The 21462-nt window shown below is 61.1% G+C and carries 21 protein-coding genes and 3 tRNA genes; 15 read left to right on the top strand and 9 right to left on the bottom strand.

The window, feature by feature from the left end; genetic code table 11:
- Positions 1 to 177 precede the first annotated feature (177 nt).
- From QZ564_RS01735 to QZ564_RS01700, 8 genes are all read left to right on the top strand, one after another.
- Complete coding sequence (locus QZ564_RS01735; protein WP_297103837.1) at positions 178 to 1518, top strand: homoserine dehydrogenase; 1341 nt, start codon at positions 178 to 180, stop codon at positions 1516 to 1518.
- A 26-nt stretch (positions 1519 to 1544) separates the two neighbouring features.
- On the top strand, positions 1545 to 2531 hold the full coding sequence (gene glpX / locus QZ564_RS01730; RefSeq protein WP_297103751.1) for a class II fructose-bisphosphatase: 987 nt from the start codon (positions 1545 to 1547) through the stop codon (positions 2529 to 2531).
- A 97-nt stretch (positions 2532 to 2628) separates the two neighbouring features.
- Positions 2629 to 4419, top strand: coding sequence for a single-stranded-DNA-specific exonuclease RecJ (gene recJ / locus QZ564_RS01725; RefSeq protein ID WP_297103749.1), 1791 nt, complete (start codon positions 2629 to 2631; stop codon positions 4417 to 4419).
- Positions 4420 to 4645: 226 nt separating this feature from the next.
- Positions 4646 to 5899, top strand: coding sequence for a cyclopropane-fatty-acyl-phospholipid synthase family protein (locus QZ564_RS01720; RefSeq protein WP_297103747.1), 1254 nt, complete (start codon positions 4646 to 4648; stop codon positions 5897 to 5899).
- Positions 5900 to 5965: 66 nt separating this feature from the next.
- The gene (locus QZ564_RS01715) at positions 5966 to 6910 is read left to right on the top strand and encodes an ABC transporter substrate-binding protein (protein ID WP_297103744.1); all 945 of its coding nucleotides are present in this window, start codon (positions 5966 to 5968) and stop codon (positions 6908 to 6910) included.
- Positions 6891 to 7943 (top strand): iron chelate uptake ABC transporter family permease subunit, encoded by a 1053-nt coding sequence (locus tag QZ564_RS01710; protein ID WP_297103742.1) that lies wholly within the window; start codon positions 6891 to 6893, stop codon positions 7941 to 7943. The genes QZ564_RS01715 and QZ564_RS01710 overlap by 20 nt, the downstream gene beginning before the upstream one ends.
- A complete protein-coding gene (locus QZ564_RS01705; protein ID WP_297103740.1) occupies positions 7940 to 8992 on the top strand; it encodes an iron chelate uptake ABC transporter family permease subunit in 1053 nt (350 codons plus the stop codon). The genes QZ564_RS01710 and QZ564_RS01705 overlap by 4 nt, the downstream gene beginning before the upstream one ends.
- A 13-nt stretch (positions 8993 to 9005) precedes the next feature.
- On the top strand, positions 9006 to 9848 hold the full coding sequence (locus QZ564_RS01700) for an ABC transporter ATP-binding protein (protein WP_297103738.1): 843 nt from the start codon (positions 9006 to 9008) through the stop codon (positions 9846 to 9848).
- A gap of 9 nt (positions 9849 to 9857) precedes the next feature.
- Here the strand turns inward: QZ564_RS01700 and QZ564_RS01695 are convergent, their stop codons facing one another.
- On the bottom strand, positions 9858 to 10499 hold the full coding sequence (locus tag QZ564_RS01695; protein WP_297103736.1) for an alpha/beta family hydrolase: 642 nt from the start codon (positions 10497 to 10499) through the stop codon (positions 9858 to 9860).
- Positions 10500 to 10646: 147 nt separating this feature from the next.
- Between QZ564_RS01695 and dinB the strand changes: the two genes are divergently transcribed.
- On the top strand, positions 10647 to 11894 hold the full coding sequence (gene dinB / locus QZ564_RS01690; RefSeq protein WP_297103734.1) for a DNA polymerase IV: 1248 nt from the start codon (positions 10647 to 10649) through the stop codon (positions 11892 to 11894).
- Between the two features lie 104 nt (positions 11895 to 11998).
- Here the strand turns inward: dinB and QZ564_RS01685 are convergent.
- The 4 genes from QZ564_RS01685 to QZ564_RS01670 all read right to left on the bottom strand — a co-directional run bounded on the left by QZ564_RS01685 (position 11999) and on the right by QZ564_RS01670 (position 13322).
- A tRNA-Glu gene (locus tag QZ564_RS01685) sits at positions 11999 to 12073 on the bottom strand.
- 48 nt (positions 12074 to 12121) lie between these two features.
- Positions 12122 to 12196: transfer RNA gene (locus QZ564_RS01680), tRNA-Glu, on the bottom strand.
- A gap of 93 nt (positions 12197 to 12289) precedes the next feature.
- Positions 12290 to 12766 carry a D-Ala-D-Ala carboxypeptidase family metallohydrolase gene (locus tag QZ564_RS01675; RefSeq protein ID WP_297103732.1) on the bottom strand — a complete coding sequence of 159 codons (477 nt, stop codon included), beginning with the start codon at positions 12764 to 12766 and terminating at the stop codon, positions 12290 to 12292.
- Between the two features lie 133 nt (positions 12767 to 12899).
- A complete protein-coding gene (locus tag QZ564_RS01670) occupies positions 12900 to 13322 on the bottom strand; it encodes a VOC family protein (RefSeq protein WP_297103730.1) in 423 nt (140 codons plus the stop codon).
- A gap of 190 nt (positions 13323 to 13512) precedes the next feature.
- Here QZ564_RS01670 and QZ564_RS01665 point away from each other — a divergent pair, with 190 nt between their 5' ends.
- Both QZ564_RS01665 and QZ564_RS01660 read left to right on the top strand, forming a co-directional pair.
- Complete coding sequence (locus QZ564_RS01665; protein ID WP_297103727.1) at positions 13513 to 14133, top strand: cold-shock protein; 621 nt, start codon at positions 13513 to 13515, stop codon at positions 14131 to 14133.
- A 16-nt stretch (positions 14134 to 14149) separates the two neighbouring features.
- Positions 14150 to 14638 (top strand): DUF192 domain-containing protein, encoded by a 489-nt coding sequence (locus QZ564_RS01660; RefSeq protein WP_297103723.1) that lies wholly within the window; start codon positions 14150 to 14152, stop codon positions 14636 to 14638.
- Here QZ564_RS01660 and QZ564_RS01655 read toward each other — a convergent pair.
- Positions 14622 to 15308, bottom strand: coding sequence for a hemolysin III family protein (locus tag QZ564_RS01655; RefSeq protein WP_297103721.1), 687 nt, complete (start codon positions 15306 to 15308; stop codon positions 14622 to 14624). The genes QZ564_RS01660 and QZ564_RS01655 overlap by 17 nt on opposite strands.
- 43 nt (positions 15309 to 15351) lie before the next feature.
- On the opposite strand from QZ564_RS01655, the gene QZ564_RS01650 reads away from it, so the two are divergent.
- On the top strand, positions 15352 to 15987 hold the full coding sequence (locus QZ564_RS01650) for a metalloregulator ArsR/SmtB family transcription factor (RefSeq protein ID WP_297103719.1): 636 nt from the start codon (positions 15352 to 15354) through the stop codon (positions 15985 to 15987).
- A gap of 42 nt (positions 15988 to 16029) precedes the next feature.
- On the opposite strand, the gene QZ564_RS01645 is transcribed toward QZ564_RS01650, so the two are convergent.
- From QZ564_RS01645 to QZ564_RS01635, 3 genes are all read right to left on the bottom strand, one after another.
- On the bottom strand, positions 16030 to 16776 hold the full coding sequence (locus QZ564_RS01645) for an HAD hydrolase-like protein (protein WP_297103717.1): 747 nt from the start codon (positions 16774 to 16776) through the stop codon (positions 16030 to 16032).
- A gap of 159 nt (positions 16777 to 16935) precedes the next feature.
- Positions 16936 to 17012: transfer RNA gene (locus QZ564_RS01640), tRNA-Arg, on the bottom strand.
- A gap of 56 nt (positions 17013 to 17068) precedes the next feature.
- Positions 17069 to 18115: a LacI family DNA-binding transcriptional regulator gene (locus QZ564_RS01635; RefSeq protein ID WP_297103715.1), complete on the bottom strand. Its 1047-nt coding sequence runs from the start codon at positions 18113 to 18115 to the stop codon at positions 17069 to 17071.
- A 224-nt stretch (positions 18116 to 18339) separates the two neighbouring features.
- Between QZ564_RS01635 and QZ564_RS01630 the strand changes: the two genes are divergently transcribed.
- Genes QZ564_RS01630 through QZ564_RS01620 form a run of 3 tightly spaced genes read left to right on the top strand, consistent with a single transcriptional unit; the run spans position 18340 to position 21459 of the window.
- Positions 18340 to 19566: an ABC transporter substrate-binding protein gene (locus QZ564_RS01630; RefSeq protein ID WP_297103713.1), complete on the top strand. Its 1227-nt coding sequence runs from the start codon at positions 18340 to 18342 to the stop codon at positions 19564 to 19566.
- A 56-nt stretch (positions 19567 to 19622) separates the two neighbouring features.
- On the top strand, positions 19623 to 20528 hold the full coding sequence (locus tag QZ564_RS01625; protein WP_297103834.1) for a sugar ABC transporter permease: 906 nt from the start codon (positions 19623 to 19625) through the stop codon (positions 20526 to 20528).
- Positions 20529 to 20577: 49 nt separating this feature from the next.
- Positions 20578 to 21459 carry a carbohydrate ABC transporter permease gene (locus QZ564_RS01620; RefSeq protein ID WP_297103832.1) on the top strand — a complete coding sequence of 294 codons (882 nt, stop codon included), beginning with the start codon at positions 20578 to 20580 and terminating at the stop codon, positions 21457 to 21459.
- The last annotated feature ends 3 nt before the right edge of the window (positions 21460 to 21462 follow it).

Genomic DNA, 21462 nt, shown 5'->3' with positions numbered 1-21462 from the left:
GGCGGCACCATGAGCGATATCCAGTCTTTCCGCCAAGCCGTTGAATCCTTCATCTCCGCCCGGGGGTGGACGCCGACCCGTTTCGGCCGCATCGTGGCGGGCGACCCGCTATTCGTTTTCGACCTCAGAGATGGTCGCGAGCCGCGCAGCGAAACGCGCGCGCGCATCCTCAAGGCCATGACTGAGCTGGGGGATACGGACCGGCAGGCACCGCTGAGGGTTGGCGTTGCCGGACTGGGTAATGTGGGCGCGACGCTGGTGCGTATCCTGCAGAAGGATGGCGCCGAGCTGACGCGAAAGCTTGGCCGGCAATTGGAGGTCGTGGCGGTTGCGGCGCGCTCACGCTCCCGCGACCGCGGCATAGACATTTCCGGCCTGGAATGGTTCGACGACCCGGTGGCTCTGGCCAAATGGGACGGTATCGATCTTTTTGTCGAACTGATCGGCGGAGAGGATGGTCCGGCCTTTGCCTCGGTGAAAGCGGCGCTGGAGATCGGACGGCCGGTGGTCACGGCAAACAAGGCGTTGCTCGCCAAGCATGGCGTTACCCTGGCACGGCTGGCCGAGGAATCAGGTGCACAGCTGGGATTTGAAGCGGCGGTTGCCGGCGGCATTCCCGTCATCAAGACATTGCGCGAAGGCCTGGGCTCGGCCCGCATCGCCAAGGTCTTTGGCATCATGAACGGCACCTGCAACTATATCCTGACGCGCATGGGCAATGAGGGCATCTCCTTTGCCGATTGCCTCAAGGATGCACAGGCACTCGGTTATGCCGAAGCCGACCCAACCTTCGACGTGGAAGGCTTTGACACAGCACACAAGCTCTCCATCCTGTCCACGCTGTGCTTCGGCTACGAGATCGCGCCGGACAAGATGCGGGTTGAGGGTATCTCCAGGATTACCCAGCACGATATACAGGTCGCGGCCGAACTCGGCTACAAGATCAAACTGCTGGGCATTGCCGAACGCACTAATGGTGGTATCGAGCAACGCGTTCATCCCACCTTTGTCCCAAAGGGCAGCGCCATTGCCGGTGTGGATGGCGTGATGAATGCCGTAGCGCTCGAAACCGACCATGTCCACGAATTGCTGCTGGCCGGCCCGGGCGCAGGCGGTCCGCCCACTGCCTCGTCTGTGCTCTCGGATATTCTCGATATTGCCCGCGGCACGCGGGTGCCACCGCTTGGCGTCCCCAGCGACGAATTGCTGCCCTATCGCGAGGCGCCTGATCGTGCCCATGAAGGCGGCTTCTACATTCGCCTCAGTGCCAAGGACGTGCCCGGTGCCCTTGCGGCCATTGCGACCCGCATGGGGGAAAAGTCCATCTCCATCGATAGTGTCATCCAGCGGTCGGATTTGAGTGCCAAGGCTGTCGCACCCGATGGCTCGCCAACGCGTACCGTGGTGATGATTACTCAACAGACTTTGGAATCATCGGTGCGCGAAGCGCTTGCACAGATCGCCGATGATGGGTTCATAGTCGGCGAACCGCAATTGATCCGCATAGAGAAGCTCTGAGCCTGGCTTGAGCTTCGGGGGAAGACATGAAGCTCAGCAAGGTCGTGGACGGCAAAAGCCCGGCAAACCTGCATCGTACCCTGACACTCGAAATGGTGCGGGTCACGGAGCGCGCGGCAATCGCGGCTGCCGAGTGGCGTGGCAAAGGCAATGAAAAGGCCGCCGACGAAGCAGCGGTCTCAGCCATGAAGGCTGAACTGGACGAAGTTGCCATATCCGGCCGCATTGTCATCGGCGAAGGCGAGCAGTTCGAGTGCGACGATCTCTATGTCGGCCAATCCGTCGGTATGGGGCAGGGGCCCGAGGTCGATATCGCGGTCGACCCGCTCGAAGGTGTCACCCTCTGCGCCAAGAACCAGCCTGACTCGCTTGTGGTGCTCGCCATGGCCGAGCGTGGCGGGCTGCTCAATGTTGCTCGAAACGTTTACATGCACAAAATCGCCATCGGCGCGGAATACCCGCCCGAAACGGTGCATATCGAATGGTCCGCCGCGGAAAATGTCCGCGCGCTCGCCAAGGCCAAGGGCGTTCCGATCTCGGAAATCACTGCAATCGTGTTGGATCGTCCCCGCCATGGCGGCCTGCTCGAAGAACTACGTACGGCCGGCGTTTCGGTCAAGCTGTTGAGTGATGGCGATATTGCGGGCGTCATCCATGCCGTGAACACCGCCGATACCGGCGTCGACATTTATCTCGGCTCGGGCGGGGCACCCGAAGGCGTGCTCGCGGCCGCCGCACTACGCTGCATAGGCGGGCATATGCAGGGCAAGCTGATCCTCGACACGCCAGACAAGCGCATGCACGCCAAGGAAATGGGCATCGAAGATCCCAACCGCATCTACGACGTCACCGAGCTGGCGTCAGGCGACGTGCTGTTCTCCGCGACCGGCGTCACTGACGGTTCCCTGGCCGAGGGCGTAAGATTGCGCCGCGGCTGGGTCGAAACCAGTACGGTGGTAATGCGGAGCTGGAGCCAGACGACGCGCTGGATCAAGGCAAGGCACGCGCGGTGAGGGCAGGGCTCATCCCAAGGATGCGACCAAGGAGGCGCCAACGCGTCTTATGCACATAGCCCTTTCCATACCCTGCCAAACCGACTAACCCCGGCCCATGCTCGAAAACCCGCGCCCTTTCCTCGACATCGCCCAATCGGTTAGCGGCCGCGCCTGGGTCGATCGGCTCGACAGCGCTGCGGCGCGCAACGCGACGGCGATCAGCCAACGCACAGGCATTCCGGACATTCTGGCGCGGGTGATGGCGGCCAGGGGTGTCAGCCTGGAGGCTGCTGAAAGCTATCTCGAGCCGACTATTCGCGCGCTCATGCCCGACCCGTCCACATTGACGGACATGGATGCTCTGGCCGAACGGTTGGCCAAAGCCATCACCGACAATGAACCTGTCGCCCTGTTCGGAGACTATGACGTGGACGGCGCCTGTTCCTGTGCGCTGATGACCCGGTATCTCCGCCATTTCGGCATTCAGCCGCAGGTCCATATTCCCGATCGCATTTTTGAGGGGTACGGCCCCAATGTGGCGGCGATGGACAAGCTCATTGATGGCGGCGCCTCTCTCATCATCACACTCGATTGCGGCACCACCAGCGACCAGCCCATCGCTAACGCGCGCGGCCGTGGCGTCGACGTTCTGGTGGTCGATCATCACCTGTCGGATCACGATCTCCCGCTAGCGACAGCACTGGTCAATCCAAACCGCCCCGATGACATTTCCGGTCTCGGCTATCTCTGCGCGGCCGGTGTGACCTTCATGGTGCTGGTCGCCGTGAACCGCACATTGCGAAACCGTGGCGACACGGGTCTGCCGGATCTGCTGGGTCTGCTTGATCTGGTTGCGCTGGCCACGGTCTGTGATGTCGTCCCGCTCACCGGCCTGAACAGGGCCTTTGTTGTGCGGGGCCTGGAAGTCGCCCGTCGCGGAGACAAGCCAGGTTTGGCTGCCTTGGTCCTTGCGGCGCGCGTCGGCGGTCCACTCAATCCATACCATCTGGGGTTTCTCATAGGTCCGCGCATCAATGCTGGTGGTCGCATTGGCGATGCGGCCTTGGGTACGCGGCTGCTCGCGCTGGACGATGAACATCAGGCCATGGTGATCGCGGCTCAACTGGACGAATTGAACAGCGAGCGCCAGCGCATTGAGGTCGAGGCCGTCGAACAGGCCTGCGCTGCTGCCGAAGCGGAGATCGGCGGTGGGGAAGGCCCACCGGTGCTCGTACTCGCGTCTGCGGATTGGCATCCCGGCATTGTTGGTTTGGTCGCTGCCCGTCTGCGAGAGCGCTTTGATCGCCCGAGCTTCGCGATTGCTCTCAATCCAGATGGAACCGGAACCGGTTCGGGGCGCTCGATTCCCGGTGTTGACCTCGGAAGTGCGGTCATCGCCGCGGTAGAGCAGGGACTTGTTCCCAAGGGCGGCGGTCATGCCATGGCCGCCGGTGTGTCGCTCAAGCCAGGCGATTTGGGGCCGTTTCGCGTATTCCTGACCGAAGCACTCGCCGCCGGTGTCGCGTCGGCACGGGCGGCCTCGGCACTCAAGATTGATGCGGCGCTCACCGCGCGGGGTGCCACGCTTGACCTGCTCCACAGTCTGGAGCGGGCGGGTCCCTATGGCTCGGGCAATCCATCGCCGGTATTTGCCTTTCCCGCCCATCGCGCCCGTTTCCCTCAGATCGTCGGCAAGGGCGGACATGTGAGCTTCTCCCTGTCGTCGGACGACGGGGCCAGGCTCAAGGCAATCGCATTCCGCGCCGCCGGGACGCCACTGGGCGACGCGCTTATGCGGGGCGGAGATGAGCCACTGCATTTCGCAGGCGGTCTCTCCATCGACCATTATCAGGGGCGCGAGCAGGTACAATTCCGCCTGCACGATCTAGCCCGCCCCCCGCGTTGAAGGTCGCGAGATCCAAAACCATGTCCGTGGCGTAGTGGAGTGTGGTGAGGGGCGCACTGGCTTCCAGGTTGCGCGAGGCGGCTTGCATATCCAATTGCGGCAGCTAAACTATCTGCTGGTGTCCGGTGGGAGGCGACGCCGCCCCTTGTGCACCTCCAGACGCTTTGCCAGGCGACGGGCCCGCGCTGCGCCGCCACATGTAGTGACAGTTGGACCAAGCGGCACAATGACAAAAACAGCCGTCGAACACTCCCAGACCGGCGCCTCGCTTTGGACGCACCTGACGTCCTGGCTGGTGGAGCAGGTTGGCGTTTCTCTGATCGGCAAGCCGATGCATGGCTCGCTGACGGTGATCTTTCCAAATGGCAGGACACGCACCGTGGGCCAGGGCAACAGCGGCGAGCATGCCACGCTGCGCCTGAACAACCTGAAGGTCATCTCCGAGGCCATGCAGCGCGGCACGGTCGGGTTTGCTGCCGCCTACATGAATGGCGACATCGAATCGGACGATCTGACCGCGCTGTTCCGCTTTTTCCTGCAGAACCGTGACATGTTCGACCAGGCGGGCAAGGGGTTCTTCCGCCGTGCCGCGGGCGATCTGCACTATCATCTCTCCCGCAGAAACACGCTCGAAGGGTCCAAGAAGAACATTGCCGAGCACTACGATCTGGGCAACGACTTCTATGGCCAGTGGCTCGACCCTTCCATGACCTATTCGTCGGCTGTCTTCACCTCCGGCGACCAAAGCCTGGAGGAGGCGCAACTGGCCAAGTATCGGCGCGTCGCCGACATGGCCGGCATCAAGGAAGGCTCCACCGTACTCGAGATCGGCTGCGGCTGGGGCGGCTTCGCCGAAACGGTGGCGCGCGACTACAAGGCCAATCTGCGCGGCATTACGCTGTCAGCCGAACAACTCAAATTCGGCCTCGAGCGACTGGCTCGGCAGGGGCTCGATCAATATGCAACACTGGTCTTCGAAGACTATCGGCACACCCAGGGGCAGTTCGACCATATCGGCTCGATCGAAATGATCGAGGCGGTCGGTGAGGACAATTGGCCCAGCTATTTCCAGACCCTACACGACCGGCTCAAGCCCGGAGGCACCGCCGCCATTCAGGCCATAACCATCAACGAGGCCGATTTTGAAGGCTATCGCGCCGGTCCGGACTTCATTCAGCGCTACATCTTCCCCGGCGGCATGCTCCTGACCAAGACGGTCATGAAGGAGTTCGGCGAGCGATACGGCCTCATTCTGGAGCAGGTGGAGACCTTTGGTCAGTCCTATGCACGCACGCTACGCCTGTGGCGCGAACGCTTCCTTGAGCGGTGGCCGATGATCGCCCCCTTGGGTTATGACGAGTATTTCAAGCGCAAATGGGTCTACTATCTCTCCTATTGCGAGGCCGGATTTGCCGAAGGCTCGATCGATGTTGGCATCTACCAATACCGTCGCCCGATTGACCGTTCAGCGTCCAGTTAACATGACTTGACCGATCATCTTATGGAGTTTAGGGATCGCTATCCCTGAAACCTGAAGATCGTTGTCATGTTTCGTGCTGTCGCATTCACCCTCGCTCTCTTCACGATGACGACGCTCCCAGGTATGGCCCAAGGCTGGCACTACGTGGGGGGCGATGGCAACGCCGTCGAGCTGGACGCAGTGCCCCAACGCATTATCGCCAGCCAGGATGCGGCCGCAGGACTTATCCCACTGGGAATTCGCCCGGTGGGCATCTATGCCGACAGCGCAGTCGCCGATGCCAAGGCCCTGCAAGGTCTGGACCTGGCCGGCATCGAAATCATCGGCCAGGCCTGGGGCGAAGTCGATATCGAGAAGGCTGCCGCATTGGAGCCGGACCTGATCGTCGCAGAATACTGGCCACTCGAATCTACCTGGTCCGGTGGCGATGACGTCGTTTCCGCGCTGGCGCCACTGGCTCCGGTCACCGGTCCGGAGCAGGGCGCATCAATCCTGACCTTGATCGAGGACTATGAGGCATTGGCCCAGAGTCTGGGTGCCGATCTGGCTGCTCCGTCCATCGCCGCGGAGAAGTCTGCCTTCCAGGCCGCCTTGGCCGAATTCAAGGCTGCGACAGCTGCCAAGCCAGACCTTACCGCCCTTGCCGTCTGGGCCGGGGCAGACGCGCTCTATGTCGCCGCCACAGCTGGCTCTTCCGAGCTGATGGATTTCGCCAATTGGGGCCTCGATCTTATCGACCCTGAAGTGGCAGACGACCGCGGATATTGGGAAATTCTCTCCTGGGAGAACGCAGACAAGTACCAACCCGACCTGATCATGGTCGACAACCGCTCGGACGCCACAATGCAGACAGCCATGGCGCAACCGACTTGGACACTGATGAAGGCTGCCCAAGCAGGTCAGGTCGCCGATTGGCCGGCATTCTGGCTGCGCAATTATCGAGTTTATGCCAGCGAACTGGCTAAGCTCACAGCCGCTATCAAAGCCGCCGATGCTGATCTGGCGCCCTGACCACCGGCCGACCTCGGAGGGCGGACGGGCGCGCGCGGCAGCGCGGTTGGCCCTCGGCCTGTTGCTGCTCGCCTTGGCCCTGTTCGCCCTGGCTCTCATCTCGCTGGCCACCGGTGCCCGCGCAATTCCGCTCGAAAATGTCTGGGCGGCGCTTGTCGCTTTCGATCCCAATGCCACAGAACACAGGATCGTTTGGGATCTGCGTTTGCCGCGCACTATCGTTGGCCTGATGGTCGGCGCCGCTTTGGGCCTTGCTGGTGCCGTCCTGCAAGGAGCAACACGCAATCCCCTGGCCGACCCCTCGATACTGGGCATACACGCCGGGGCCTCTCTCGCGGTCGTTCTCGGTGTAGCTCTTCTCGGCATGACGCAATTGTCCAGCTATGTCTGGCTGGCATTTGCCGGGGCAGGGCTTTCCATGCTCGTGGTCTATTCTGTCGCCTCTGTGGGACGGGACGGCGCGACACCTGTCAAACTGGCCCTCGCCGGCGCTGCCATCACGGCGGTGCTCTATGCCATCATCAACGCCATTCTGCTAACCAGCCCGCGGACACTGGATGAGGTTCGATTCTGGCAGGTTGGCTCGTTGTCCGGCCGCACCGTGGATATTGCGCTGCAAGTTGCGCCCTTTCTTTTGATCGGTGCTCTCCTGGCGCTGGCGACCGCGCGCCTGCTGGATGGGCTGTCCATGGGTGACGACGTCGCCAGGGCCATCGGCCAGCGCGTCGGCCTGTCCAGGGGGCTGGCTGGGCTCGCGGCTGTAGTCCTGGCAGGCGCGAGTACCGCAGCGGCCGGCCCCATCGCCTTTGTCGGCCTGACCGTGCCGCATGTCGCCCGTGCGATTGCCGGTCCAAGCTACCGCTGGATTCTCCCTTACTCGATGCTCCTCGCTCCCATCCTGCTCCTGGGTGCCGACGTGATCGGTCGCGTCATTGCCACACCTGGCGAGGTCCAGGTTGGCATCGTCACCGCCTTTCTGGGCGCTCCGGTCTTTATGGCGCTGGTCCGGCGCCGCAAGCTGGCCGCACTATGAGCATGGCCACCTATGCCGGTCGCATCAGGACCTTGCGCCATGCCGCGGCCAGCCGCCGGCGATCCACCTCCTTGGCACTCCTCACGGCACTGGGCGCAGCCTTTGCCCTGGCGCTCTATCTGGGCGATTATCCCATACCGCCCTTGGCAGTCGTCCAGTCGCTGTTCTCGCCGCTCACCGGATTGACCGATCGTAGCGTCGATTTCATCGTGCTGCAGGTTCGCCTGCCGCGCGCCGTTCTTGCCCTTCTGTCAGGCGCATCCTTTGGACTGGCCGGAATCATTTTTCAAACTCTTCTGCGTAACCCCTTGGCCAGTCCCGACATTATCGGGATCGCCCACGGCGCCAGCGCTGCCGCCGTATTCTGCATCATTATCCTGGGGTGGACCGCTCTTGCCGTTTCCGTCGGCGCCTTCCTTGGCGCCATTCTGACGGCGTTGGCCATCTACCTTCTTGCCTGGCGCGATGGCGTTACCGCGTTCCGGGTTGTGCTGATCGGCATAGGCATGGCCGCAATGCTCGCCGCCGCGATTTCCTATCTGTTCACCCGCGCCCGCTTGAACGAAGTGCAGCAGGCCATGGCGTGGCTGGTCGGCAGCCTCAATGCCGCGCGCCCGGAAGACTGCATTGTCTTGGGTGGCGCGATGCTCGTCCTGGTGCCGCTATTGATCGGACTGGTCCGCGGCCTGGACGCGATGGAACTTGGCGATGATACCGCCCGTGCACTGGGTGCTACCGTGGAGCGCTCGCGGCTCGGCCTGATGCTGGTGGCCGTCGGCTTTGCTGCCTTCGCCACCGCCGCCGTGGGGCCGGTCGGCTTTGTCGCTTTCGTCTCCGGTCCGCTTGCCCGCTATCTGCTCAAGGGGACCGGGCGCGGTTTTCCTCAGGCCGCTTTGGTTGGCGCGCTCGTCATGTTGGTCTCAGACCTGATCGCGCAACATATGCTACCGGCCGTGCAACTGCCTGTGGGCGTCGTCACCGGCGCCTGCGGCGCCCTGTTCCTTCTCTGGCTTTTGATGTCTTCTGGCCGATCGGGCCGGATCAATTGATGTGATTCCCGCTATGTCAAACAAGCACCAATTGCTGGCCGCCGGTCTCGACCTGGCCTATGGGGACCGGCAGATCGTTACCGGCCTCAGTCTCACCGTGCCGCCGGGTAAGCTCACCGTCATTGTAGGCGCCAATGCCTCGGGCAAATCCACGCTGTTGCGAGGCCTGGCGCGCCTTTTGACGCCGACCCGTGGCGCCGTTTATCTCGATGGCAAGCCGATACATCAGATGCCGACTCGCGAGGTGGCCACCCTGCTGGGCGTCCTGCCGCAAACCCCCATTGCCCCGGACGCCATTGCGGTGACCGATCTGGTCGGTCGCGGCCGCTATCCCCATCAAGGCTGGTTCCGTCGCTGGACCACCGAGGACGATGCGGCCGTGGCTGAGGCGCTGAACGCCACCGATACTGCGGACTTGGCCGGTCGCGCCGTTGACGAGCTCTCGGGTGGACAGCGCCAGCGCGTCTGGATCGCCATGGCCCTGGCGCAGGACACCCAATTGCTGCTGCTTGATGAGCCCACAACCTATCTCGACATCAATCATCAGGTCGAAGTGCTTGATCTGCTGACCGATCTGGTCCGGCAGCGTGGCCGCACCGTGGTCGTTGTGCTGCATGATTTGAACCTGGCGTGCCGCTATGCCGATCACATCGTGGCCATGAAGTCCGGTCATATCGTCGCCGAGGGTTCGCCCGGCGACGTCATGACCGAGGCGGTGGTCGCCGATGTATTCGGCATGCCTTCGCGCATCGTGCGTGATCCTGTGTCGGACACGCCCATGGTGGTGCCTATCGGTCGGCATCATGCCGGTAGCCTGGAAGGTCAAGCAAAGCGCGGTGTGGCAGTCACGTACTGACCGGCATGCTTATCCCGTCACGCGCTTGATCCAGTCCGCCGCCTTCGTTGCCATGGCCTGCATGTGGTCCCCGGCAGTGAAGCCGGACACGGATTTGCGCGGTTTCAGGTCATGATCGCCATCCTCTAGCCAGAACAGTTCGATCCGCGGCGACAGGACATATCCCTGGACCTCGTCTCTGGTTCCGAATGGGTCTCGTGTGCCTTGGGCGATGAGGGCAGGGGTGCTCAGCCCTTCCAGATGCGCCGTCCGCAGTTGCTCCGGCTTGCCGGGTGGATGGAACGGATAGCCCAGGCACAACAGCCCTGCGATCTTGCCAGTGGCGAACAGCTCATCGGCCACCATGCTCGCCACCCGGCCGCCCATGGACTTGCCCCCGATGATCAGCGGTCCCGCAATTGGTCCCAGCGCATCGACCGCATCTCGATACTCCACAATGAGCTTGTCGGCTTTTGGCGGCGGTTTGCGCGTGCCATCATTGCGTCGACCGACCATATAGGCGAACTCGAACCGCGCGACGCGCAGACCTTGTCCGGCCAGCGCCTGGGCGGCCGCCGTCATCGAGGCGGAGTCCATGGGAGCGCCTGCGCCGTGCGCCAGTAGCACTGTCGCGCGCGCGTCGTCGGGTCCGTCAAAGATGAATTTCGTCATCGTCTGCCCCAAGTTCCTCTACCGAAGGGATCTCAGCACTGGGGGAGCACTCGTCCACCCGACTGCTGTTTGCCATCGCTGCATAACCATTGACAACTCTGCGTAACATGAGAACAAAATGGCAACATACTGCGCATAGGTGACGCCATGGCTGCCTCAGCGACGATCCTCCACGCCGATCTCGACTCGTTCTATGCCTCAGTCGAGCAGCTTCTGAACCCGGAACTGCGCGGCAAGGCAATGGCTGTGGGCGGCGGCGTGGTGCTGGCCGCGTCCTACGAGGCCAAGGCGTTCGGTGTGCGGGGTGGCATGTCGGGCCGCAAGGCTCGGGAGCTTTGCCCGCACCTGCTCTTTGTCCCCGGTCATTTCGATCAGTATCAGCGCCTCGGCGACGCTGCGATTGCCGTCATGCGCGACTATACCCCCGTGGTGGAGCGCATCTCCATCGACGAAGCCTTCGCCGATGTCGCCGGATGCACACATTTGTTTGGCCCCCCCGAACAGATCGCCCAGACCATCCGCCGCCGGATCCGCAACGAATTGGGGTTGCCCATCTCGGTCGGTGTGGCGCGCACCAAGCATCTGGCCAAGGTCGCTTCGCAGGTGGCCAAACCGGATGGGCTCGTGGTTGTGCTGCCTGGTACGGAACTGGAGTTTCTTCACGATTTGCCCGTCGGTCTCATGTGGGGCGTTGGTCCGGTCACAGAGGCGAGACTGCGCAACGAGGGCATTGTCACCATAGGCCAACTCGCCAACACCCCCGGCAAGTCGCTGCGCGGCCTCCTGGGCGAGGCGGTTGGCGACAAGCTCTGCGATCTCGCTTGGGATCGCGACACCCGTGCTGTCCAAACCCGCCACGGCGCCCGCTCGGCTGGCGCTCAGTCCGCGCTGGGCCGCAGACCAGCTACAGAACAGGTTTACAAGCCTACCCTGCGCCACCTTGCCGACCGGGTGACCACGCGGCTGCGGGCCAAGTCTCTGGCCGGACGAACAATCACGGTGCGTATTCGCTTCGCGGACATGCGCGCCATCACCCGATCATCGACCCTTGATGCACCGGTGTCCGCCACTGCCATTGTTGCGGAAATCGCCGAGGAATTGGTCTGTGCGGCGCTGGCTGAGCACCCACACGAAAGAATCATCACGCTTCTTGCTGTTTCCGTCTCCCATATCGGGCCGCAGTCGCATATCCAGCTCGAACTTCCTCTGGGGCTCGTTGACGAGAAGCATCGTCCCGGGACGCGTCAGAGCCTTGCCCGCTGGTCTGCAGACTGCGCCATGGACAAGGCCCGCGCCCGCTTTGGTCGCGACGCCATCGGCTACGCTATCAACCAGCTCAACAAGCGGCAGTCCGTGCCCGACGCGTTCAGGGAACTGGCCGAGAAGAGCCTTTAGCTGTGGTGGGAAGATAGGTGCGCAGGAGAAGGCATAATGAAGCAGAACAACGTACTGGCTGAAATTCTTCACGCCAGGCATCAAACATGTCTGAAGAAGGAGATTGGTACGCCCAAGGGGAATCGAACCCCTGTTTACGCCGTGAGAGGGCGTCGTCCTGACCGCTAGACGATGGGCGCACGGTCATCGCTTTGGCCTTGCCACATGCTTGAAAAGCAGGGGGAAGGTGGTACGCCCTAGGGGAATCGAACCCCTCTCTGCACCGTGAAAGGGTGCCGTCCTAACCGATAGACGAAGGGCGCATCAGCGCGATGGGCGTCGTATAATGGGGTGCTTTTGATTGTGCAACCCCGTTTGCATTGATCCGTCGCGCTTTTTTTCGCCTGCCCGACTTATCAACAGCCCGAGAAGGTCACCGGGCGGCGGTAACCGCGTGGACGATCTCGGACATCGACATGGATGAAAGCCCGCCCAGGATAGCATCCCAGACCGCCCACCCCGTCCACCGTCATGGCAAAGGCGATCAGGTCCTGCTTGGAAACGCCCGGAATATAGAAGTCAGCCGCCATGCACTTGGTGTGATACGAATTGTCCGCGCCTCCGACCGAGGCATTATGGAAGGCGTTCCGGTAGCCCGAGTTCATCACCACCTTTCGGCCAAACCGGCCTTCGAACTCCCAGATCACGAAGCGCAGCTTGGGGGAGATACACAGCGCATTGACATTGTTGGAGCTGACATAGGTGCCCCAATCCTGCTTCAGGCCGGAATAGCCTGGGCCGTTGCCGCTGGCGAACAGTGCCATGGGCAGGCATCCCGCCAGTACGAGGGCGGCGGCGAGAGAAACAAGGACGGAGCGGAGCAGACGTGTCATGGCGACCTTCCCGTGGCGTGTCGCGCTTTGGCAACAGGCAATGGGCTTCGGGGTTCGGTCGCTAAAATTAGAGCGGTTTCACTAACCGCGCGCTAAGTGGCACGGTTAGCGAATGTTTAACTCTGGTAGAGTGCTACCAGCTGCCAGTATTGGGCATGGAGGCCCAGGGTTCCTTGGGCTCGAGGTGCCCGTCCTGGATGAGTTCCACCGATATGCCGTCTGGCGAGCGCACAAAGGCCATGTGTCCGTCGCGCGGCGGGCGATTGATGGTGACCCCCATATCCGAGAGGTGCTGGCAAAGCGCGTAAATGTCCTGAACGCGATAGGCCAGATGCCCAAAGTTGCGGCCGCCCGAATAGGGCTGTGGGTCCGGGTCCCAATTGTAGGTCAGCTCGACCTCGCCACCCTCGTCACCCGGCGCGCGAAGGAAGATCAGCGTGAACCGGCCTTTCTCGTTCTCTGTCCGGCGCACCTCTTCCAGGCCCAGACCCTCACAATAGAACCGCAGGCTCTCCTCGATGTCGGTGACACGCACCATTGTGTGCAGATACTTCAAGGTCGTCTCCTTTGGTTGTCTGTTGCGGCCAAGGCCTATCAAGCCGGTTGGCGCCCGGCAACAATCCCGCGCCGAGAGCTGTCAACAAAATCGCAACACCTTCTTAACTTTTGCCGCTGAATCGGCGAGACTGTGTCTGTCTAGTGAGGAGTACCCGCATCAAGCGGGCGAGTGAGAAGGCGTTTGGACGATGGGGGCCAAGAGCAACGGCGAGGGAAGTGATGCCATTGGCCTGACGCGGTCGGATGCAACCGCGCAGGGCGAGCACATCCGGGCTGACCATCAGCCGGCCAGCGATACCATTGAGGTGGCCGGCACGATCAAGTGGTTCGATGCGGGCAAGGGATTCGGCTTCATCGTTCCCGACAATGGCATGGCCGATGTGCTTCTGCATGTGACCTGCCTTCGCCGCGATGGCTACCAGACAGCCTATGAAGGCGCGCGCATTGTCGTCGAAGCCCTCAATCGTCCGGGTGGCCTGCAGGCATTTCGCGTCGTTTCTATGGACGAATCGACCGCGCGCCATCCCTCACAGATGCCGGCACCGCGCACCCACGTGGTCGTCGAACCGACGTCGGGTATGGTCCGGCTCGAAGTGAAATGGTTCAATCGCATCCGCGGCTTTGGTTTCCTGTCGGCCGGCGAGGGTACCCCTGACGTCTTTGTACATATGGAGACGCTGCGCCGCTTCGGGATTACCGAGTTGCGGCCTGGGCAGTTCGTTCTGGTCCGCTATGGCCAGGGCCCCAAGGGCCTCATGGTTGCCGAGATCAGGCCCGATGGCTGGGGCGACGCGCCGTCCTCGCACTAGGCGGTCAAACCCAGCTATGGCTCTGAGCACTCCCCCAATCACCAAGGCACCCATAGCGTTGCGCGGTGTTGCCGCCATCTTCGCGGCAACCCTGATCACTTTGCCGCTCGCTGCTTGCAGTGACGAGACGCGTCTGGTGGTGCATTCCGAAAGCGGTGATCATGCCTTCACCGTTGAGATCGTGGATACTCCGGAAACGCGGGCCAAGGGTCTGATGTATCGTCAGGAACTGGCCGATGACGCCGGTATGCTGTTCGACTTCAAGGAGGAGCGGCCGGTCTCCTTCTGGATGCGCAATACCTATATTCCGCTCGACATGCTTTTCATTGAGGCCGATGGGACGGTGCTCAATATTCACGTCAACGCGCGGCCGCACGATACCACCTCCATCCCGTCGTCCGGCCCGGTTCAGTTCGTGCTGGAAATTCCCGGGGGGCGTTCAACTGAGCTTGGGATTGAAGCGGGCGATACTGTCTCGCACCCGCGGATCACATCCGGGCAATGACCATGCAGTCGATCACCGCCCACAGGTGAAGGCTGGCGCCGGCGACCACGAATACGTGCCAGAGCGCGTTTTGGAATTTCAGCTTTTCCCAGAGGTGAAAGACGATGCCAGCCGAATAGGTGATGCCGCCGGCGAGCAGCAGCCACAGGGTCGTGGACGGCAAGGCCTGCCCCAATGACTGGAAAACCAATACGCCGCTCCAGCCGATCGCCAGATAGAGCAGGATGGCCACTCTTCCGAACCGCTCCGGCACAATTAGCTTCAGGGCCACGCCAACCAGCGAGGCTCCCCACACCAGGCTCATCATCACGACACCGCTGGGCGTGCCGCCGATAACGGCCAGAAATGGCGTGTATGATCCGGCGATGAACAGAAAGATCGCGGCTTGGTCGAGTCTTGCCAGGTAATTCTTGGCCGGTGTGTTGGGCCATAGGTTGAACGCCAGGGAGACGCCCAGGACCACCACCAGGGTGGCGACATAAACGGCCAGCGCGGGGAAGGCCTCGGGGGCTGTCTGTAAAAGCGCCAGCGTCAGCAGGGCGGAGCCCGCCGCGATCGCCACGACCAGCCCCAGGATGTGCACCGCCGCGTCAACGACCAGTTCCGCTCTGGAATAGGCCCGGCGCAGGCGCATTCCCATCCGGGCACGTCGATTGGCGATACTGGTCATCATCCGTTCCTCCTTGCCTCCATGCTGTGGCACATATGTGACCATGACCTTTCTCGACCATCACACTTGGCGCGAGGGTGAACAGCGGACGAAAAATCCTGGTGAACAAAACGCTCATGCCAAAGAAGGCGTCTTGACGGGTAACGCTGCCGTTACTTTAACCAGTCACATGACCAAACGTTCCAAGCCCCCGATCGCCGTCTATTCTGCCTTGGCGGACGCCACTCGATGCCGAATAGTCGAGCTTCTTCTGCCCGGCCCCATACCGGTACATACGCTGGCCGATGCCTTTTCGATCAGTAGACCCGCGATCTCGCGGCACCTGCGGGTGCTCAAGACGGCCGGCCTGGTCATCGAAGTCAAAAAAGGGCGGGAAAACCTCTACACCCTGAAGGTCGCAAAGCTTGCAGGCGCAGTGAATTGGATCAACGGCATCGCCATGCCTGAGATCAAATCCGCTTCGGTTCAGGAGACGGCGGCCAATGTCGTCACGCCGCGGCCAGCAGAAGTTGAACCAACACCTGTCGCGAGTACAGGGAAGGCGAAGGCGCCATCGCGGCGTCGAATTCAGCAAGTTGATGGTGGTGGTGTGGCGGATGAGGCACCGCTATTTGCCCGTAAGCCGGAACGCATCGCGGAGCACGCCAAGGTGGTTACTCAGATGGGGTTTGATTTCTAGCTATCAATGCCGATCGGCGGGGCCGCTATCGCAAATGCGCCGCTAGATCAGGGGAGCGGGCAGGGGGCCCCCTATGGCGACATCTTCGTCACCTCGGTCAAACGCAAGTCGCACAGCCCGCTCAAAATCGGACGGTGTCCACATGATCTGCGCTGGCGATAGCCGGGCTTCCACAGCCCCCATGGCCGCACGCGCGCCCAAGGCGAAGGGCCGGATGGTCTGGCCGATAACCTGCGAGGCTGCCAGGGCGGCGCCGATATCCTTGCGCTGGTCACCGATATACCAGATCACGTCATTGCGCCGCAGTTCGCGGCCCATTCCTTTGAGGGCGACCACGATTGAGTCGGGCCATGGTTTCCCACGCGACACGTCCTCCCGGAAAACTGCAGAACTGAAAAACGAGTCGAGCCCGAAGGTGCGCAATACATCGTGGCCGTAGCCACGACCTAGTCCGTTGCTGACCACGCCGAGCGCCACACCTTCTTCCTTTAGTTTTTCCAACACGGTTCGCATGGTTTCGCACGGCTGGAGCATCTGCTCGACGCTCTTGCGGCGAACCTTGTGAATCACCCGATGAACGAGCAGTTTTGGCGGGCGCGCCGGAGCAGTCATTTGGCGCCGGGCAAGCCGGAAACGCGCCACCAGGCGACCGCCCCGGTGCGAGCAATCGTCTAGGAATTCCAGCATCTGCAGCACGCGCGGATTGACGTGGTGCACCAAGGTTCCATCGAGATCGAACAGGACGATGGTGGGTCGGTTTGCGTCGTCAGCCAGTGGATCTGCCCCCAAATTAGGCTGCTACGTTGGCGCAATTCGTGGATGTGGACAACCTTTATCGACATCCAGACCACCTTCTGGGGACAAATCAGCCGATCCGGATTCCCGATCGGTGCCCATGCGCCGCCGATGTTCACCCAAGCGGCCTGGCTATTGGTGAGATGGGCGAGGTGGCGATCCCGACAGGATTCGAACCTGTGACCAACAGCTTAGAAGGCTGCTGCTCTATCCAGCTGAGCTACGGGACCGGACCGAGGCCTGTTTACCTCATTTTGCCACCAAGGCCATACCCCTAGAGCAGCGATCAGTCCTGTCCTCTCATGGGCACATGCGCGGTACTTTCGCGCACAATCAATTCGGAGTTGAGAACGATTCGGAGCGGCGCGCGCTGATGGTCGTCATCTTCAAGGATATCAATCAGGGCTTCGGCCGCCATGCGCCCGATCAATTCGCGCGGCTGGCGCATTGTCGTAAGCGGCGGGGCATAGTGGGCCGCGACGCCCAGATCATCAAAGCCGACCAGTGAAATATCACGAGGACAAAGTATCCCGTATTGGCGGAGGCCGGACAGGAATCCGATCGCCGATTCGTCATTGGCCGCAAATACTGCCGTAGGCCGTTCGCTGAGCGACATGAAGTGAGCTGCTGCGGCAAATCCCCTCTCAATGTCGAAATTGCCCCGAAACAACCACTGCTGCCGCATGGCAAGACCCGCACGGTTCAGCGCGTTTGCGTACCCGGCCATGCGGTCGCGTGCCACGACGTTGTGATCGGGCCCCAGCAAATGCGCGATATGACGATGCCCCAAATCGATCAGGTGCCGGGTCGCGCGTTCGGCCGCCACGACATTGTCGGTTAGAACGGTGTGAAATCCGGAATTGGGTATCTCCTCGCAGGCCACGACCAACGGCACCGAATTGGGGGCGCGCACAAGCGCTTGCAGGGTGCCGGGATCGAGCGAGCCGTCGAGCAGCAGCAGGCCGTCCGCACGATTGGAAAGCATGTAGTCCTGGAGCCGTTGCGCGGGCGTTCGGGCCAGGAAGAGATTGGCAACAAGAACACCATAGCCCCGGTTGGTGGCCTCGCGCTCAACAGCATCGAGTATGGAGGAGAAAAAGGAATTGCGAATGTCGGGCAAGGCAACCAGGATCGTTTTTGCCGTGCGCTGGCGCAAGGAACGAGCCGCCTGGTTCAAAGTGTAACCGGTTACACGGATGGCCTCGGAAATGCGCGCACGTGTCCCCTCGCTGACCCTGTCGGGGCTCGACAAGGCGCGGCTTACAGTTGCGGTTGATACTTTCGCAAAGCGCGCAACATCTTGAATTGTCGGTGTTTTTCTAGTTTCGGTCATCCCTGGCAGCGCCCCCTCCCGCTGTCAGTCATGCAATCGGTCTAAATCGATCTTGACATCTCCGCAAGGCTTGTATGAAACTCTTGAAATCGATTGCACAACCAGTTTGCACTGAGCCGTGCAATCGATTACACACAGTTGTGGGCTGCCACATTGGAAGGGCAGCCATGCGACTGGTGCATCGCTGGAGCATTTGCTCCTCGTGTTCGTTGGGAGGACAACCTATGAAAAAGTTTGCAGTGGTTGCCGCTATGGCAACTGCTTTCCTTGGCTCCACGGCCTATGCAACCGATCTTGAAGTCACGCACTGGTGGACTTCCGGTGGTGAGGCTGCCGCTGTGGCCGAACTCGCCAAGGCGTTCGACGCTTCGGGCGACCACTGGATCGACGGCGCCATTGCCGGCGGCGGCGGTACGGCTCGTCCGATCATGATCAGCCGCATCACCGGCGGTGACCCGATGGGTGCGACCCAGTTCAACCACGGCCAGCAGGCCCTGGAACTGGTCGAAGCCGGTCTGATGCTCGATCTGACGGACGTTGCCGAAGAGAACAACTGGAAGGAAGTGGTGTTCCCGCCGTCCCTTCTGGATGCCTGCACCGTCGATGGTCGCATCTATTGTGCGCCGGTCAACATCCACTCGCCCGAATGGCTGTGGCTGTCGAACAAGGCCTACGAAGATGCCGGTATCCCTGTTCCGACCAACTGGAACGAATTCGTGGAAACCGCTCCGCAGCTCGAAGCTGCTGGCAAGATCCCGCTGGCTCTGGGCAATCAGCCCTGGCAGTCGAACCTGGCCTTCGGCGCCATCTCGATCGCCGTTGCCGGTCTTGACGTCTGGAAGCAGGTGAACGTCGAGAAGAACATGGACGTTGCCGCTGGTCCGGAATACGCCGCCGTCTTCCAGGCCGTCGCTGACGCTCGTGCACTGGCTGCCAAGTCCACCGTTCAGGACTGGAACCAGGCAACCAATCTCGTGATCACCGACGAAGCTGGTGGTCAGATCATGGGTGACTGGGCTCAGGGTGAGTTCCAGGTTGCCGGTGAAGTTGCTGGTGAAGACTACACCTGTCTGCCCGGTCTTGGTCTGAATGCCTATCTGTCGACCGGCGGTGACGCGTTCTACTTCCCCAAGCTCGACGATCCAGAGCAGGAAGCTGCCCAGAAGCGCCTGGCTGCTCTCCTCGTCTCGCCTGAAGTCCAGGTTGACTTTAACCTGAAGAAGGGTTCGCTCCCGATCCGCGGCGACGTCGACCTGTCGGCTGCCAATGACTGCATGAAGAAGGGTCTGGAACTGCTTGCTTCTGGCAACATCCTCCCCTCGGGTGACATGGTCTGGTCGCCGGACGTGACGAAGCAGAACGAAGACCTGATGGTCGAGTTCTGGAAGTCTGACATGTCGCCGGAAGACGCCCATGCTCAGTGGGTTGCCAACCTGAAGTCGGGTCTCTGATTTCGATCTGAATGCGGGGCCGCCTTTTCGGGCGGCCCCGAATCCGTCTTAAGGGAATAAGGGGGCGCAGAGTGGCAGGCTTTCAGCCCGGACGTCTGTTCCGAAATATCAACGCGAAGATCGCGGCCATTCCGATGGTCTTTACTGCGCTCGTCGTATTCGTCGGCGGTACTCTATGGACCGTCGTCTATTCTTTTACTGATTCTAAGTTGCTCCCCAGGCTGAACTTTGTTGGCTTTGAGCAATATGAACGTCTGTGGTCGACCAGCCGATGGCTCGTCTCGATCCAGAACCTGATGCTTTACGGCGTTTTCAGTCTGGTCTTTACCATCACGATCGGTTTTCTGCTGGCAGTCCTGATGGATCAGAAGATCCGCTTCGAAGACGCCTTCCGCACAGTCATGCTTTATCCTTTCGCCTTGTCATTCATCGTGACGGGCTTGGTGTGGCAGTGGGTTCTCAATCCCCAGTTTGGCATCGAGCATATCGCTCGCAGTCTTGGTATGGATTGGTTCTCCTTTGATCCCCTGAACAATCCGCAGACTGTCCTGTTTGGCCTGCTCATCGCCGGGCTCTGGCAGGGTACGGGTTTTGTCATGTGCCTGATGCTCGCTGGTCTGCGTGGTATCGACGAAGAAATCTGGAAAGCTGCGCGGGTGGATGGCATTCCGCGCTGGAAAGTCTACGTCTTCATCATCATTCCAATGATGCGCGCTGTCTTCATCACGACGCTGGTTATTGTCGCTTCCGGCATCATCCGCCTCTATGACCTTGTGGTTGCCCAGACTTCTGGTGGCCCCGGCAATGCAAGCCAGGTCCCGGCAATGTACGTGTACGACTACATGTTCCAGGCGCAGAATCTCGCCCAGGGCTTTGCGGCCTCGAGCATGATGTTGCTCTCGGTGTTGATCGTGCTCATTCCGTGGGCTTACCTCGAATTTGGAGGAAAGAAGCGTGTCTGATACCGCTCTTCCAGGCAGTGCAGCGGGCGTGTCATCGGCTTCGGCCGAAATGACCGGCGCCCGCGGTGCAAAGCCGCAGCGTCGCATCTCGCCACGCAACATCATGATCTACGGCACACTGTTTGTAGTGTGCGTATACTACGCCTTGCCTCTCTGGGTGATGATCATGACCTCACTCAAGGGCATGCCAGAGGTTCGTCTGGGCAATATTTTCGCTCCGCCTATGGAGGTCACATTCCAGCCTTGGGTGAAGGCCTGGGCGGAGGCCTGTACTGGCTTGAACTGTGATGGTCTTTCGCGCGGCTTCTGGAATTCCGCACGGATCACCATACCTTCGGTTGTGGTGTCCATCCTGATCGCTTCGATCAACGGCTATGCCCTGATCAACTGGAAGTTCAAGGGTTCGGACATCTTCTTCACGATCCTGATCTTCGGTTCGTTCATCCCTTACCAGGTGATGCTCTATCCGATGGTGATTCTGCTTCGCGAACTGGGTATTTACGGTACCTTGCAGGGGCTGGTTCTGGTGCATTCCATCTTCGGCATGCCGATCCTGACACTGCTGTTCCGGAATTACTTCTCCTCACTGCCTGAAGAACTGTTCAAGGCAGCACGCGTGGACGGGGCAGGGTTCTGGCGGATTTACTTCCAGATCATGCTGCCGATGTCGATCCCGATCTTCGTGGTGGCCATCATCCTTCAGGTGACTGGTATTTGGAACGACTTCCTGTTCGGCGTCGTGTTCACCAAGCCCGAGCTCTACCCCATGACCGTGCAGCTCAATAATATTGTGAACTCGGTTCAGGGCGTGAAGGAATACAACGTCAACATGGCGGCCACCGTGCTCACCGGTCTTGTCCCGCTATTCGTCTACTTTGTCTCCGGCAGGCTCTTTGTGCGCGGCATCGCCGCCGGTGCCGTGAAAGGCTAATCC

This window comes from uncultured Devosia sp. (genome assembly GCF_913055165.1).
Lineage (GTDB): Bacteria > Pseudomonadota > Alphaproteobacteria > Rhizobiales > Devosiaceae > Devosia.
This window is presented reverse-complemented; position numbering and strand designations above follow the sequence as displayed.

Bases quoted from the DNA above. Each gene is read 5' to 3' on its own strand.
- QZ564_RS01650 (WP_297103719.1), top strand. From the start codon at position 15,352: ATGACCTTTCTCGACCATCACACTTGGCGCGAGGGTGAACAGCGGACG.
- QZ564_RS01665 (WP_297103727.1), top strand. From the start codon at position 13,513: ATGGGGGCCAAGAGCAACGGCGAGGGAAGTGATGCCATTGGCCTGACG.
- QZ564_RS01675 (WP_297103732.1), bottom strand. From the start codon at position 12,766: ATGACACGTCTGCTCCGCTCCGTCCTTGTTTCTCTCGCCGCCGCCCTC.
- recJ (WP_297103749.1), top strand. From the start codon at position 2,629: ATGCTCGAAAACCCGCGCCCTTTCCTCGACATCGCCCAATCGGTTAGC.
- QZ564_RS01715 (WP_297103744.1), top strand. From the start codon at position 5,966: ATGTTTCGTGCTGTCGCATTCACCCTCGCTCTCTTCACGATGACGACG.
- QZ564_RS01630 (WP_297103713.1), top strand. From the start codon at position 18,340: ATGAAAAAGTTTGCAGTGGTTGCCGCTATGGCAACTGCTTTCCTTGGC.
- QZ564_RS01620 (WP_297103832.1), top strand. From the start codon at position 20,578: ATGACCGGCGCCCGCGGTGCAAAGCCGCAGCGTCGCATCTCGCCACGC.
- QZ564_RS01735 (WP_297103837.1), top strand. From the start codon at position 178: ATGACTGAGCTGGGGGATACGGACCGGCAGGCACCGCTGAGGGTTGGC.
- QZ564_RS01705 (WP_297103740.1), top strand. From the start codon at position 7,940: ATGAGCATGGCCACCTATGCCGGTCGCATCAGGACCTTGCGCCATGCC.
- QZ564_RS01700 (WP_297103738.1), top strand. From the start codon at position 9,006: ATGTCAAACAAGCACCAATTGCTGGCCGCCGGTCTCGACCTGGCCTAT.
- QZ564_RS01710 (WP_297103742.1), top strand. From the start codon at position 6,891: ATGCTGATCTGGCGCCCTGACCACCGGCCGACCTCGGAGGGCGGACGG.
- glpX (WP_297103751.1), top strand. From the start codon at position 1,545: ATGAAGCTCAGCAAGGTCGTGGACGGCAAAAGCCCGGCAAACCTGCAT.
- dinB (WP_297103734.1), top strand. From the start codon at position 10,647: ATGGCTGCCTCAGCGACGATCCTCCACGCCGATCTCGACTCGTTCTAT.
- QZ564_RS01660 (WP_297103723.1), top strand. From the start codon at position 14,150: ATGGCTCTGAGCACTCCCCCAATCACCAAGGCACCCATAGCGTTGCGC.
- QZ564_RS01695 (WP_297103736.1), bottom strand. From the start codon at position 10,499: ATGACGAAATTCATCTTTGACGGACCCGACGACGCGCGCGCGACAGTG.
- QZ564_RS01720 (WP_297103747.1), top strand. From the start codon at position 4,646: ATGACAAAAACAGCCGTCGAACACTCCCAGACCGGCGCCTCGCTTTGG.
- QZ564_RS01655 (WP_297103721.1), bottom strand. From the start codon at position 15,308: ATGACCAGTATCGCCAATCGACGTGCCCGGATGGGAATGCGCCTGCGC.
- QZ564_RS01635 (WP_297103715.1), bottom strand. From the start codon at position 18,115: ATGACCGAAACTAGAAAAACACCGACAATTCAAGATGTTGCGCGCTTT.